This is a genomic window from Rhodoluna sp. (assembly GCF_049276775.1).
Classification (GTDB): domain Bacteria; phylum Actinomycetota; class Actinomycetes; order Actinomycetales; family Microbacteriaceae; genus Rhodoluna.
This window is the reverse complement of sequence record NZ_JBASXC010000061.1, coordinates 1-13011: the sequence shown is the minus strand read 5'-3', so window position 1 is coordinate 13011 and position 13011 is coordinate 1. Positions and strand designations below refer to the sequence as shown.

Annotated in this window: 15 protein-coding genes; 7 read left to right on the top strand and 8 right to left on the bottom strand. The window is 50.5% G+C overall.

Going from position 1 to position 13011, the window contains the following annotated elements; genetic code table 11:
• From WAO31_RS03970 to rpmH, 8 genes are all read right to left on the bottom strand, one after another.
• Nucleotides 1-663: ParB/RepB/Spo0J family partition protein (locus tag WAO31_RS03970; RefSeq protein WP_509590514.1), on the bottom strand; the 663-nt coding region annotated here is incomplete at its 3' end.
• On the bottom strand, nucleotides 656-1642 hold the full coding sequence (locus WAO31_RS03965) for a ParA family protein (RefSeq protein WP_509590512.1): 987 nt from the start codon (nucleotides 1640-1642) through the stop codon (nucleotides 656-658). The genes WAO31_RS03965 and WAO31_RS03970, both read right to left, overlap by 8 nt.
• Nucleotides 1643-1712: 70 nt before the next feature.
• The gene (rsmG, locus tag WAO31_RS03960) at nucleotides 1713-2354 is read right to left on the bottom strand and encodes a 16S rRNA (guanine(527)-N(7))-methyltransferase RsmG (RefSeq protein ID WP_509590510.1); all 642 of its coding nucleotides are present in this window, start codon (nucleotides 2352-2354) and stop codon (nucleotides 1713-1715) included.
• 6 nt (nucleotides 2355-2360) lie between these two features.
• Nucleotides 2361-2855 carry a Jag family protein gene (locus WAO31_RS03955; RefSeq protein ID WP_509590508.1) on the bottom strand — a complete coding sequence of 165 codons (495 nt, stop codon included), beginning with the start codon at nucleotides 2853-2855 and terminating at the stop codon, nucleotides 2361-2363.
• Nucleotides 2856-2862: 7 nt separating this feature from the next.
• Nucleotides 2863-3822, bottom strand: coding sequence for a membrane protein insertase YidC (gene yidC, locus WAO31_RS03950; RefSeq protein WP_509590506.1), 960 nt, complete (start codon nucleotides 3820-3822; stop codon nucleotides 2863-2865).
• Between the two features lie 3 nt (nucleotides 3823-3825).
• Nucleotides 3826-4128: a membrane protein insertion efficiency factor YidD gene (yidD, locus tag WAO31_RS03945; RefSeq protein WP_509590504.1), complete on the bottom strand. Its 303-nt coding sequence runs from the start codon at nucleotides 4126-4128 to the stop codon at nucleotides 3826-3828.
• On the bottom strand, nucleotides 4129-4452 hold the full coding sequence (rnpA, locus tag WAO31_RS03940; protein ID WP_509590502.1) for a ribonuclease P protein component: 324 nt from the start codon (nucleotides 4450-4452) through the stop codon (nucleotides 4129-4131).
• 9 nt (nucleotides 4453-4461) lie between these two features.
• Nucleotides 4462-4599, bottom strand: coding sequence for a 50S ribosomal protein L34 (rpmH, locus tag WAO31_RS03935; protein ID WP_213342587.1), 138 nt, complete (start codon nucleotides 4597-4599; stop codon nucleotides 4462-4464).
• Between the two features lie 280 nt (nucleotides 4600-4879).
• Here rpmH and dnaA point away from each other — a divergent pair, with 280 nt between their 5' ends.
• From dnaA to WAO31_RS03900, 7 genes are all read left to right on the top strand, one after another.
• Nucleotides 4880-6298, top strand: coding sequence for a chromosomal replication initiator protein DnaA (gene dnaA / locus WAO31_RS03930; protein ID WP_509590500.1), 1419 nt, complete (start codon nucleotides 4880-4882; stop codon nucleotides 6296-6298).
• Nucleotides 6299-6596: 298 nt separating this feature from the next.
• Nucleotides 6597-7739, top strand: a complete 1143-nt coding sequence (gene dnaN / locus WAO31_RS03925; RefSeq protein WP_509590498.1) for a DNA polymerase III subunit beta — start codon at nucleotides 6597-6599, stop codon at nucleotides 7737-7739.
• Complete coding sequence (gene gnd, locus WAO31_RS03920; protein ID WP_509590516.1) at nucleotides 7739-8662, top strand: phosphogluconate dehydrogenase (NAD(+)-dependent, decarboxylating); 924 nt, start codon at nucleotides 7739-7741, stop codon at nucleotides 8660-8662. The genes dnaN and gnd overlap by 1 nt, the downstream gene beginning before the upstream one ends.
• A 30-nt stretch (nucleotides 8663-8692) precedes the next feature.
• Entirely contained in the window at nucleotides 8693-9856 is a 1164-nt protein-coding gene (gene recF / locus WAO31_RS03915) for a DNA replication/repair protein RecF (RefSeq protein WP_509590495.1), read from the top strand.
• Nucleotides 9849-10334: a DciA family protein gene (locus tag WAO31_RS03910; protein WP_509590493.1), complete on the top strand. Its 486-nt coding sequence runs from the start codon at nucleotides 9849-9851 to the stop codon at nucleotides 10332-10334. Before recF ends, WAO31_RS03910 begins: the two co-directional genes overlap by 8 nt.
• A gap of 131 nt (nucleotides 10335-10465) precedes the next feature.
• Nucleotides 10466-12607 carry a DNA topoisomerase (ATP-hydrolyzing) subunit B gene (gyrB, locus tag WAO31_RS03905; RefSeq protein ID WP_509590491.1) on the top strand — a complete coding sequence of 714 codons (2142 nt, stop codon included), beginning with the start codon at nucleotides 10466-10468 and terminating at the stop codon, nucleotides 12605-12607.
• A gap of 17 nt (nucleotides 12608-12624) precedes the next feature.
• Nucleotides 12625-13011: DNA gyrase subunit A (locus WAO31_RS03900; protein ID WP_509590488.1), on the top strand; the 387-nt coding region annotated here is incomplete at its 3' end.

The window sequence follows — 13011 nt, the reverse complement described above, 5'->3', positions numbered from 1 at the left end:
GAAGTATTCCATGCGCGATGCATCTGTTGCTCCAAGAATTGCTCTTGCGTGACCCGCTGATAAAACTCCGGCTGCAACTTGACGCTGCACACTGGAAGGAAGCTTCAAAAGCCTGAGGGTGTTGGTGATCTGCGGACGTGATCTTCCGATGCGATCAGCAAGTTGTTCTTGGGTAATTCCAAAATCTTCTAACAGCTGCGCGTAGGCACTCGCCTCTTCGAGCGGATTTAAATCACTGCGGTGCAAGTTTTCAAGCAGAGCATCGCGCAGCATGTTTTGATCTTCTGTTTCACGTATGACGGCGGGGATCTTTTTAAGTCCCGCTTGTTTGGACGCGCGAAGTCTTCGCTCACCCATGATTAGTTCGTAGGAGCCCTCTTTGATTTCACGCACCACGATTGGCTGTAATACACCGAGCTCGCGGATCGAGTGAACTAGTTCCTGAAATGCTTCGGGTTCAAAAACAGATCTTGGCTGCTTGGGGTTTGGAACAATTGCGTTTACGTCGAGGTGACCAAAGCGTGCGCCAGGAACAGCTGCCAGTGCTGGTTCTTTGGTTCCGCCGGACGGAAAGAAAACATCAACCGGACGTTCGGTTGATTTATCCGATGTCGGAATAAGTGAACCGATGCCTCTTCCGAGTCCGCCTTTTTTCTCAGCCACGTTGTTCTCCTCTGTTTGCAATTTCAATTGCTGCTTCCATGTATGCAATTGCACCCGGTGATGAATGATCGTAGGAGATTACAGTTTTACCGTAACTCGGTGCTTCGGAAACTCGAACCGATCTTGGAATGATTGTGTTTAAGACTTGATTTGGAAAATGCGTCTTCACTTCTTCGGCAACTTGCGAGGCTAATTTGGTCCGGGAGTCATACATTGTAAGGAGTATTGTCGAAAGTTCGAGTAAAGGGTTAAGGTGTTTCTTAATCATCTCGATTGACCGGGTCAGCTGAGAAAGACCCTCAAGAGCGTAGTACTCACACTGGATCGGGATCAAAACTTCCCTGGCGGCGACAAAAGCGTTCACGGTGAGAAGCCCCAAAGAAGGGGGGCAATCGATCAGCACGTAATCCGGTGGGGTCATGCTGGTGTTGATGTAGTTCTCGATTGCGGTGCGAAGTCTTTGCTCTCTGGCAACTAGGGAAACGAGTTCGATCTCGGCTCCGGCCAAATGGATGGTGGCGGGAACACAAGTAAGGCCCGGGCGTTCAGGTGAGACCTGAACGACCTTTTCTAAAGGCACGTCATCGATCAGAACCTCATAGATGCTCTTGATGTCGGCGTGGTGATCAATGCCTAGGGCGGTGGAGGCGTTGCCCTGCGGATCCAAGTCGATAACCAGGACTGAAAGGCCCTTGGCGGCCAAGGCGGCGGCCAAATTGACTGTTGTGGTGGTCTTTCCGACCCCACCCTTTTGGTTTGAGACCGTAATTATTCGGGTAACCGAAGGTTTTGGCACATTTTGGGCACCAACTGTCTCAAGGCGGCGAGAGTTCTCCACAAGCTCTCTGGCTAGTGGAGTATCAGCGAAATCGGCTAGATCCCCAGACAAATCATCGGGATGTTTCACGTGAAACCTCAGTTGTTTCAGGGTTCTCCACAAGCCAACCGGTTGGTTGTGGAGAACTTTCTTCTCGGCCATTTGGATAGCCCAGGCCGGAAACAACCGACGGCTTTGTCACGCTGGTTGATTCTGCTGGCTGCTCTGGCATTTATTTCTCCCCTGAAGAATCTAGCTTAGTTTTTACCACGGATGTGGGCTCAGACAAAAACTTTTCCCCACAAATCACAATCTCGAAACTCTCTATTTTGAGCTTCTTTTGAAGCTTCCTTGCCGCTTCAATTTCTTCCGGGGCCTTCGAGCCCTTCAGGGCAATGACCCTGCCCCCCGGTTTCAATAGCGGAACACAAAGCCTGAGAAGCTTATCTAGTGCGGCGACGGCCCTGGCCGTGACAACATCAAACTGACCCCCTTCGACTTCTTCAGCTCGAGCCCTAACCACTTGAACGTTTTCAAGGCCCAGCTCCCTAGCGACCCCCTGGAGCCAGCTGGCCCTTCGGTCCATGGGCTCAATTAGAACAAAATTGGTCTCTGGGGCGGCTATTGCCATCGGTATTCCGGGCAGTCCTGCCCCGGAGCCCACGTCGGCCACCAACTCCCCTTGACCCACCATTTCAGCCACCACGGCAGAGTTCAGGATATGCCTTGACCAGATCTTGTCTAATTCCCTGGGGCCCAAAAGACCCAATTCGTCGCTGTCATTGGCAAGCACTTGGGCGTAGCCCCCGGCTAGCTCAATTTGGGAACCAAAGATCGCCTTGGCGGCATCTGGTTCAGCCTCGAATTGTTTCACGTGAAACTATTCGGGTTTTGAGATGACGATGTGGCGATCGCGTCCTTCGCCCTCAGACTCGGAGCTAAGTCCGGCCTCGGCGATTAGGTCGTGGGCCAGCTTGCGCTCGTAGGAGCTCATTGGCTTCAGGTGCTCCGGCTCTCCGGTGTCCTTAACCTTTTCGATGAACTTGGAAACGACCTTGGTGAGCTGGTCGATTTTGGCCTGGCGGGAGCCACCAACATCCAGAATCAGCCTTGAGTAGCTAGAGGTCTTCACCTGAACTGCCAGCCGGGTCAGCTCTTGAAGAGCCTCCACGGTGTCAGGGTGAGAGATTAGGTCTAGGTTGGATCCCTTTCCTGCGGTCACCGCCAGGTAGGCGCGGCCTTCTCGAACGTCAATGTCAATATCGCCGTCCAAGTCAGTTATGTCAAGTAGTTCCTCTAGGTAGTCAGCGGCGACATCGCCCTCTTCCTCTAGCTGCTGGACGGTTCGGTCTTTGCTTTGCTCTAATTCAGCCAATTGCTACCTACTTCTTCTTTTTCTTTTTGCCGTCTTTTTTGGCGCGATTTTTGCCCTTGGGCTGCTCGCGCTGGGTCTTTTCTTCGGCCGCGGCGGCTGCGGCTGCAGCCTCCTCGGCGTCCCTCTTTTCCTGAAGTTCCTTAGGAAGCTTGCCCTTTTTGGCCAGGCGCTCGAGCCTGGCCGCATAGGCCGGGGAGCCGTCGGTTGGCATGTTGCGGATAACGATGAACTGCTGGCCCATGGTCCAGAAGTTGGAGGTTAGCCAGTATGAGATAACCGCGATTGGGAAGGCAACGCCGGATACCACGAAGATTAGGGGGAACACGTATAGCAAGATCTTCTGGGTCTGCATGTATTGGCTGTTCTGAACAGCAGGGTTCTGGTTCTTGGCGATGATCTGCTTCTGGGTAATGAACTGGGATGCAGACATCAAAAACACCATGACTCCGGCCAAGATCTGGACCTGGATGCTGGTTGCGGTCAAGAAGGTCTCGGAAAGCTTGGCCCCAAGGAAGGTTGCGTCGGAGAACTGAATGGCCAGCTCGGAGCTCATTGGTCCAACGCCTGAGTTTTTGGCCTGGGCGTCGTTCAGGGTGAAGAAGAGGCCCATAAAGATTGGGATCTGGACCAGGATTGGAAGGCAGGAAGATAGTGGATTGGAGCCGGTTCTCTTATAGAGATCCATCTGCTCCTTGGCGAATTTTTCTTTGGATTCGCGGTCGTTTTTGCCCTTGTATTTCTTCTGAAGCTTCTGAAGTTCGGGCTGAACCAGCATCATGTTGCGCTGGGACTTGATCTGCTTGACGAACAGCGGGATTAGGGCGGATCGAACTACCAAAACCAGTCCCACGATGGATAGAACCCAGCTCACGCCGGATTCAGGGGAGAGCCCAAAAAACTCAAAAAGGGAGTGAAAGCTCACCAAAATCAGCTCAATAACCCATTTTATGGGGAATAGAATGTCCATTTACTACCCTTCTTCGGGCTTTGATCCAACAAAGCCGTTCTCTAAAACTACAAATCGCTGACCGGAGTCCTTGACTTGGTCAATTCCACCCTCGGACCAGGGGTTGCAGCGGACAATCCTTGCAATTGTCTGAATGCTTCCCCAGATCACCCCTCTTTGCTGGATCTGGCCTAAGCCATATGCCGAGCAGGTCGGGTAGTACCGGCACACATCTCCGTAAAGCGGAGATATGAACTTTCTATATCCCTTCAAAAACAAAATAACTAGGTTTCTGGGTCCTAGCCAAATCGTCCACAAAGCCTTCATTTAGAGCCCTAAAGCCCGATCGAAATCGGACGCCAGGGCCGAAAACTCAAGTTCTGAGCTTCCAGGAAGGGTTCTAAGCACAACCTGAGAGCCAGCTGGAAGCTGGCTGAGCTTGTCTCGGGCTATGGATCGAAGCCTTCTTTTTAGTTGATTTCGCTTTACGGCTCCGCCGCAAGCTTTGGATACTACAAAGCCGAATCTGGTTTGAGATTCTGGCTCTGCAAGCTGGTAGCCGACCAGGTGCTTAGTTGAGAGTTTTTTTCCAGATCGCATCACTTTCCGGAAGTCTTCCCCTCGAACCAGTCGGTTTGCTCTATTGAGCATGGGGAGCGGTTAGGCCGAAAGTTCTTTGCGACCCTTACGGCGACGGGCGGCCAAAATGGCGCGACCGGCACGGGTTGCCATGCGAAGACGGAAGCCGTGCTTCTTTGAACGACGACGGTTGTTCGGCTGAAAAGTGCGCTTGCTCATTTGTTTACACTCCGAGAATCATTGAGGAATCAGGTCAGTGGGCTAAGGGCCTTGTGGTTATTGGGCAGTAGATTCCAAGTTCTGCTCAACTACCTAAATCTAGGGCCTTCAAGGGGGTTTGGTCAAGTCGAAAAGAGGCCAATATTCCACAGAACTTAATTTGCTTTTGGGCGGAAAAATCAGTTGAATACGTAGTTGGGGATTTGACTTTTCCACAACCTCTCCACAAAGTGAATTAGCTGTGGAAAACTACTGCTTCACATAGTAAAAGGATTTTTGGATGAGCGAAAAAGACGAGGTAGGCCAGCAGTGGCTGGCGGTAGTTGATCGCTTGACCGAGAAAAACACCCTGAGCCCACAGCTGATGGGATTTTTGACCCTGGTCGAACCGAAGGGGGTCCTGGCGGACACCTTGTATCTCGAGGTTCCCAATGACCTAACCAGGGGCATGCTTGAGCAGCGCATCCGTGGCGATATTTTGGATGTTTTGCAGGAAAATGCCCTGATGGGTGGTCCCACCAATTTTGCGGTTGTTGTAAACCCAGACATTGAGGATGATTCTCTAATAACCGAGGGGACGGAAAATGTTTACCCGATTGGCTCGGCCCCCTCGCTTCAGACCGAGGAATATTCCCGAAAAACCGGGGCAGTTGGGGTCTTGTTCGACACCCGCCTGAACCCAAAATACAACTTCGATAACTTCGTCACCGGAGGGTCCAATCGTTTTGCCCACGCGGCTGCCTTTGCTGTATCGGAAACCCCGGCCAAGGCCTATAACCCGCTTTTTATCTATGGTGGTTCAGGGCTTGGAAAGACCCACCTTCTGCACGCCATCGGCCACTACGCCCTGAATCTTTACCCGAAAATCAAGGTTCGCTACGTTTCTTCGGAAGAGTTCACCAATGACTTTATTAATGCGATTCAGAACAACAAAACTTCGCTTTTTCAGGCTGAATATCGGGACATTGACGTCCTTCTGATCGACGACATCCAGTTCCTGCAGGGTAAAGACCAGACCCAGGAAGCTTTTTTCCATACCTTCAACACTCTGCACGATCACAACAAGCAGGTGGTGATTACCTCTGATTTGCCACCCAAGGAACTAACCGGCTTTGAGGATCGCATGTTGTCTAGGTTTGAGTGGGGTCTAATCACCGATATTCAAGCCCCGGAACTTGAAACCCGAATCGCTATCTTAAGGAAAAAGGCTGAAAACGAGAAAATCAAGGTTCCGGACGAGATTCTTGAATACATGGCCGCCCGAGTTGCCTCCAACATCCGCGAGCTTGAGGGAACCCTTATTCGAGTTACGGCCTTTGCGGCTTTAAACCGAACCCCCGTGGATATGAGTTTGGTCACGGCGGTTTTGAAGGACCTGGTTCCCCTGGGCGAGGACACGGTTATTGCGCCAAACGACATAATTCAAGAGGTTTCCAGGTATTACTCAATTAGTGCTGCTGATTTATGTGGTTCTTCGAGGCAACAGGCGGTGGCTCAGGCAAGGCAGATCGCCATGTATCTGATCAGGGAGCAAACTAACCTGTCACTCCCGAAGATTGGGCAGTTATTCGGTGGTCGGGATCACACCACCGTTATGTACGCCAACAAAAAGGTCACCGACCTAATGAAAGAGCGCAGAAGCCTTTATAACCAAGTCACTGAGGTTTTGAACAGGGTAAAGCAAAAGTCCCGTGGATAAGCTGTGGAAAGTTGTGTAAACACGGCAAATTCCAAGGCTTTTTCGCTCCACGACCCGGACCTGACTAACAAGCCCCGGAGTTATACACATGTTTATACACAGCTGTGTAAACAACTTTCAAGGATGTAGTTTCGGGGTGTTTGCTGCCAATTAGCTAGTTATCCACAATTTCCACAAAGGTTATTGTGATTATTAGTTAAATAGTTTCTAAGAGATCTATAACTCTTTAGGAAAAACTTGGGTAAAAACCAACCCCAAGTTATGCCAAGATTAAAGACCAAACAGATGGGCCAAAATCGTGAAGTTTCAGGTAAATAAAGACGTTCTCAATGAGGCCGTCGCCTTTGCGGTTAGATTATTACCCCAAAGAACCACCCTGCCGATTCTTAGCGGAATTCTTATCGAGGCTGACGCCAACGCCCTAAGACTCTCGGTATTTGACTACGACACGTCAGCTCAGGTAGAGATAGCAGCAAAAGTTGAAGAATCCGGCAGGGTTTTAGTATCCGGAAGACTGCTTGCAGAAATTGTCAGTAAATTACCAAATGCTGCCGTTGATTTCTCAACTGACGGATCTAAAGTCCAGGTAAATTGTGGTTCGGCTAAGTTCTCGCTTCTAACAATGCCCATCGATGAATATCCAAGCCTTCCTGAAATTCCAGCCACCAGTGGATCTGTTTCTGGAGAAGACTTTGCGGCGGCGATTTCTCAGATAGCTGTTGCCGCGTCAAAAGAAGATGTCACGCCCGTTCTAACAACAGTTCTGCTCGAAACAACAAAAGACAACATCTCACTTGTTGCCACCGACAGATACAGAGTTGCCGTTCAAGATATTTCTTGGACATCGGCTCCAACAACCACAGAAGCGACCGCCCTCATACCAGCCAAAACCCTTCAAGAAATTGCCAAAACCTTTTCCAACCAGGGTGAGATCGCGATTTCAATAAACCCCGCCGACGAGAAAGACCTGATTGCATTTAAGGCCAACAACAGGTCGGTAACCTCTCGTCTAATCAAAGGAAATTTTCCGGCTGTAAAAACTTTGTTTCCAGAAAAGATAGACAACTTTGCAATTTTAAACACCCAAGATCTATTGGATTCAACAAAGCGCGTCTCTTTGGTTTTAGAGCGCGAGAGCCCAATTAAATTCAGCTTTACTCAGCAGGAGCTGAACCTCGAAGCTGCTGGAGGAGAGACAGCGCAGGCCACCGAGTCAATGGACGTTCAGTTAACTGGCGCCGATGTCGTGGTTTCTCTAAAGCCACAGTTTCTGATCGACGGCCTCGGGGGCGTCAAAACGGAGTTTGTAAAAATTGGCTTCACCAACAGCGATAACCCAAACAGACCATCCCCGGTTTTGATTACAAACCACTCGACCAAGGAAAAAGAATCCAGCGATAGCTACATGTATCTTCTTCAACCAAATCTTCTAGGCCGCTAATAAAAGAGCCGACTCACACACAAAATAAGAAAGCAGCCCCAATGCATATCGGACTAGTTGGCCTTGGCAAAATGGGGGGCAACATGCGCTCCCGTCTTCGCAAAAACGGCATCGATGTAACCGGCTACGCAAGGACCAGAGAGGTTTCCGACTCCGACTCTCTCGAAGACATGGTTTCCAAAATTTCTTCACCAAGAATTGTTTGGGTGATGGTCCCTCATGGCAAGCCAACAGACGAAATCATCGACAAACTAGAAAAACTTCTTGAAAAAGGCGACCTGGTTATTGAGGGCGGGAACTCCCGCTTCACAGACGATCAGCGTCACGCCGAACAGCTCTCCAAAAAAGGAATTGGCTACCTGGATTGCGGCGTTTCGGGTGGCGTGTGGGGATTAGAAAATGGCTACGGCCTGATGGTGGGTGGACCGAAAGAATTGGTCGACGCGGCCATGCCAATCTTTGACGCGCTTCGCCCCGAGGGTGAAAGATCTGAAGGATTTGTTCACGTAGGAGATGTTGGTGCGGGTCACTACGCCAAGATGGTCCACAACGGCATTGAGTACGGAATGATGCAAGCTTTTGCTGAAGGCTACGAACTACTTAACAAAAAAGACATCATCAAAGATGTCCACGGAACCTTTAAAGCTTGGCAGCGCGGAACGGTTGTTAGGTCTTGGTTGCTGGATCTATTGGTTCGAGCTCTCGAAGAAGATCCAAACCTCGACCGAATTCGCGGCTACGTTGAAGATTCCGGAGAAGGACGCTGGACAGTTGAAGAAGCAATTGCCAATGCTGTTCCGATGCCCGCGATAACAGCTTCACTTTTTGCTAGGTTCGCCTCGCGTCAGGATGACTCTGATGCAATGAAGGCAGTTGCCGCGCTCCGTCAGCAATTCGGCGGACACTCTGTCAAAGAAAAGTAAAAAGCACCACTCGTCATAAGCCAATAGAAGATGTATGTCAAAAAGGTGCGGCTCACAAACTTTCGGAATTACAAAACCGCCGAGGTCGAGCTTTCCCCAGGGGTAAACCTGCTATTTGGCCCAAATGGCCAGGGAAAAACCAATTTAGTTGAGGCCATCAATTTCTTTGCCAGCCTTTCCTCCCACCGGGTTGCCGGGCACACACCCCTTATAAAACAAGGCGAGCAAAGCGCCATAGTTTCCCTAGACCTTGCCCACCAGGAACGCGAGCTGCTTCTGGAATACGAGATAAACAGCGACTCGCCCAATCGGGCGAGACTAAATAAATCCCCAGTCCAAAAACCCAAGGACATATTGGGCCATCTAAACTCGGTGATTTTTGCCCCAGAAGATCTCGACATAGTAAAGCGCGACCCAACGAATCGCCGAGCTTTTATTGACCAGCTAATTGTTCAATTCACACCGCGCATGCTGGGGGTTTATTCCGACTACGAGCGGGTACTCAAACAGCGCAACACCCTTTTGAAATCAGCCCGAGCGACGGGAACCAGGGGAGATGCACTCTCGACGCTGTCCGCCTGGGACGAATCGCTCGTGAAGTTTGGTTCGGAAATTATTGCGGCGCGAGTTTCTATAGCTGCGAAATTAGCCCCCGGCTTGACAAAAAATTATAAAAACATCGCGAAAACAAATAATGAGCCGAGGATGTTCATCAAATCCTCAATCCTTGGAGCAACAACCTCAGACAGCGACGAAGTAGAGGGGGTGGAATACCTTGAAACCTCGGACCGCGAAGAAATAGCCGAGCTGTTCCGCGAGAAGCTGGCTTTGATGCGACCAAAAGAGCTGGAGCGGGGTATTACTTTGGTCGGCCCCCACCGAGATGATCTTGTTCTGATTCTTGGAAGTCTTCCAGCCAAGGGCTACGCCTCGCACGGCGAGAGCTGGTCTTACGCACTTTCTCTTCGCCTTGCCTCGCTCGAGATTCTCCGGCAGGAATCAACGCTTGGGGATCCGATTTTGATTCTTGATGATGTCTTTGCCGAGCTCGACTCAGACAGGAGAACCAAGCTCGCCGAACTAGTAAAGGGCAACGAGCAGGTTCTGATTACCGCCGCCGTCATCGAAGATGTCCCAGAATCTTTGGTCGCCAAAAGGTTTAGTGTTGTTGCGGGTGAGATTGCAAATGGCTGATGAGAAAAACTTTGCGGAGGATTTTTACTACGCGATGAGACAGGCCGTCACCGGGAGAATCTCAAAAGATCAAAAGCGAATTAAGGAAAAAAAGAAGTCTCGTTCAAAACCTTTTGATTCGGGTCGAGACCCAATTATGGCCTCCAGCACAGTCGACTCTCTGATGGAAGATTTTCGCTGGCAATCCCAGATGGAAGAGGCGGAGCTTTTTGTCAGGTGGCCAGAAATCGTTGGTGACCTAAATGCCAAAAATACCCAACCCGAAAATCTGGCAAACGGCAAGCTAACGGTCAGGTGCAAATCAACAGCTTGGGCCACAGAATTGCGGCTCATGCAAACCCAGATTTTAGAGAGGATTTCAAGCTCGTTTCCCGAGCTTGAAATCAAGAGCATTTCTTTCCTCGGACCAGACGCACCCAGTTGGAAAAAAGGCCCCAGGTCAGTGCCCGGTCGGGGCCCCAGAGACACATACGGATAGCAATCCACAACCTGGAACTTGGGCAGGTGGTTCTGGGCTAAAATGGAACCAGTTAGCAAACCCGAATGTAAGTCGACTTGTCGCCGTTATGTGGAACTAACTAGGCGACTTACAAGGAGCACACCGATAACATGCCGGCGAAAAAAGAATCAGTCAAGCCCGCTTCGAGCACAAAAAAACCAGTGGTAAAAAAAGCCACAAAAACTTCTAAAACAACTTCTTCCAAAGCAGCTCCAAAGCCAGCTGCAAAAGTGCCCGCCAAAACTTCTCCAAAGCCAACGGCAAAAGCCGTGGCGACAAAAGCCGTACCGACGCTCGCAACCAAAAATTCGGGTAAAGAAAAAAAGAAATCTGGCTACGACGCCGGAAGCATTCAGGTTCTTGAGGGTCTCGAGGCTGTTCGCAAGCGTCCCGGAATGTATATCGGCTCAACCGGCCCACGAGGTCTTCACCACCTGGTTTATGAAATTGTCGACAACTCCGTCGACGAAGCACTCGCCGGTCACTGCGACGACATCAATGTCTTTATAACCCCAAAGGGTTGGATAAAAGTCACCGACAACGGCCGCGGAATCCCAGTAGATATGCACCCAGTTGAGAAAAAACCAGCGGTTGAAGTCGTTTTAACTGTGCTTCACGCCGGTGGAAAATTTGGCGGAGGCGGCTACGCTGTCTCCGGTGGTTTGCACGGCGTCGGTGCTTCGGTTGTTAATGCGCTTTCAACCGATCTAAAGGTTGAAGTTGCAAGAGATGGATATCTTTGGCACCAGGATTACAAGATTGGTGTTCCCCAGAAGCCTTTGGTAAAAGGTAAAAAAGTTAGCTACACCGGAACCACAATCGAGTTCAAACCAGACGGCTCAATCTTTGAAACCGTTGAGTTTGACTACGAAACCCTAAGAGCGAGATTCCAACAGATGGCCTTTTTGAATAAGGGCCTCGGAATTACCATCACTGACCAACGAGCAGACAAGACCGACAGCTACCAATACAAGCGCGGACTAGTCGATTACGTCGAGTTCCTAAACGCCTCCAAGAAAATCGAGCTGGTCCACGATGAGATCATCTCTCTGGAGGCAGAAACCTCGAAGAAGGATATGTCCATCGAGGTGGCGATGCAGTGGACGAACGCCTATACCGAGTCTGTCCACACCTACGCAAACACCATCAACACCCACGAGGGTGGTACTCACGAGGAGGGCTTCAGAACAGCCATCACCTCGCTACTCAATAAGTACGCCCGGGCGAACAACCTGCTCAAGGAGAAGGACGAGAACCTGTCGGGTGATGACGTCCGTGAGGGACTCACGGCAGTTATCTCCATCAAGTTGTCAGAGCCTCAGTTCGAGGGTCAGACCAAGACCAAGCTTGGAAACACAGAAGCCAAAACCTTCACCCAGAAAATAGTTAACGATCAACTCGGCGACTGGCTCGAACGCAACCCCCAGTCAGCGAAAGAAATTGTTCGCAAAGCAATTCAGGCTGCAGCGGCTCGAATGGCGGCGAGAAAAGCAAGAGAGGCAACTCGAAGAAAAGGCCTTTTGGAATCCGGCGGAATGCCAGGGAAGCTTCGCGACTGTTCTTCGCGCGATCCAGCTTTGTCGGAAATCTATATTGTTGAGGGTGACTCTGCTGGTGGTTCTGCAGTGAGCGGAAGAGATCCCGAGCACCAGGCGATCTTGCCGCTTCGCGGAAAGATTTTGAACGTTGAAAAGGCGAGACTAGATCGCGCCCTTGCCAACACCGAAGTTCAAGCTTTGATTGCAGCCTTCGGTACCGGAATCGGTGAAGAGTTTGATGTTTCAAAGATCAGGTATCACAAGTGCATTCTGATGGCCGATGCCGACGTTGACGGTCAGCACATTCGAACCCTGCTTCTTACTTTGCTATTTAGATACATGCGCCCCTTGATTGAGCACGGCTACGTTTATCTTGCTCAGCCGCCGCTTTATCGAATCAAGTGGACCAATGCTGAGCACGAGTATGTCTATACAGATACCGAACGAGACCTAAAGCTCGCAGAGGGTGCAAAAGCCGGAAAGAGAATTCCAAAGGAAAACTCCATCCAGCGCTACAAGGGCCTTGGTGAGATGGATTACGACGAGCTCTGGGCAACCACCATGGACCCGGCAAGAAGAACCTTGCTACAGGTAACTCTGGACGACGCAGCTTTGGCCGATGAAGTTTTCTCAACCCTGATGGGCGAGGACGTTGAAGCAAGAAGATCATTTATTCAAAAGAACGCTAAGGATGTTCGCTTCCTAGATATCTAGGGGTTGGGAATTACACAATGGTAGATAAGACGGACGCGCAAGAGCCTCGTATGGACCACGTCGAGCAAATCGACCTGCAGGTCGAAATGCAACGGAGCTATTTGGATTACGCGATGAGCGTCATTGTCGGTCGCGCACTCCCAGATGTTAGGGACGGTCTGAAGCCAGTGCACCGCAGAGTTTTGTATGCGATGTATGACGGGGGCTATAGGCCAGATAAGCAGTTCTCAAAATGCTCCCGTGTTGTTGGCGACGTCATGGGTCAGTACCACCCACACGGTGACACCGCAATTTATGACACCCTAGTTCGCTTGGTACAGTCCTGGAACCTTCGCTACCCACTCGTTCTAGGCCAAGGAAACTTTGGTTCTCCCGGAAACGATCCAGCTGCTGCACCTAGATAC

Bases quoted from the DNA above. Each gene is read 5' to 3' on its own strand.
- WAO31_RS03965 (WP_509590512.1), bottom strand. From the start codon at position 1,642: ATGGCCGAGAAGAAAGTTCTCCACAACCAACCGGTTGGCTTGTGGAGA.
- yidC (WP_509590506.1), bottom strand. From the start codon at position 3,822: ATGGACATTCTATTCCCCATAAAATGGGTTATTGAGCTGATTTTGGTG.
- yidD (WP_509590504.1), bottom strand. From the start codon at position 4,128: ATGAAGGCTTTGTGGACGATTTGGCTAGGACCCAGAAACCTAGTTATT.
- rnpA (WP_509590502.1), bottom strand. From the start codon at position 4,452: ATGCTCAATAGAGCAAACCGACTGGTTCGAGGGGAAGACTTCCGGAAA.
- rpmH (WP_213342587.1), bottom strand. From the start codon at position 4,599: ATGAGCAAGCGCACTTTTCAGCCGAACAACCGTCGTCGTTCAAAGAAG.
- dnaA (WP_509590500.1), top strand. From the start codon at position 4,880: ATGAGCGAAAAAGACGAGGTAGGCCAGCAGTGGCTGGCGGTAGTTGAT.
- recF (WP_509590495.1), top strand. From the start codon at position 8,693: ATGTATGTCAAAAAGGTGCGGCTCACAAACTTTCGGAATTACAAAACC.
- WAO31_RS03910 (WP_509590493.1), top strand. From the start codon at position 9,849: ATGGCTGATGAGAAAAACTTTGCGGAGGATTTTTACTACGCGATGAGA.
- gyrB (WP_509590491.1), top strand. From the start codon at position 10,466: ATGCCGGCGAAAAAAGAATCAGTCAAGCCCGCTTCGAGCACAAAAAAA.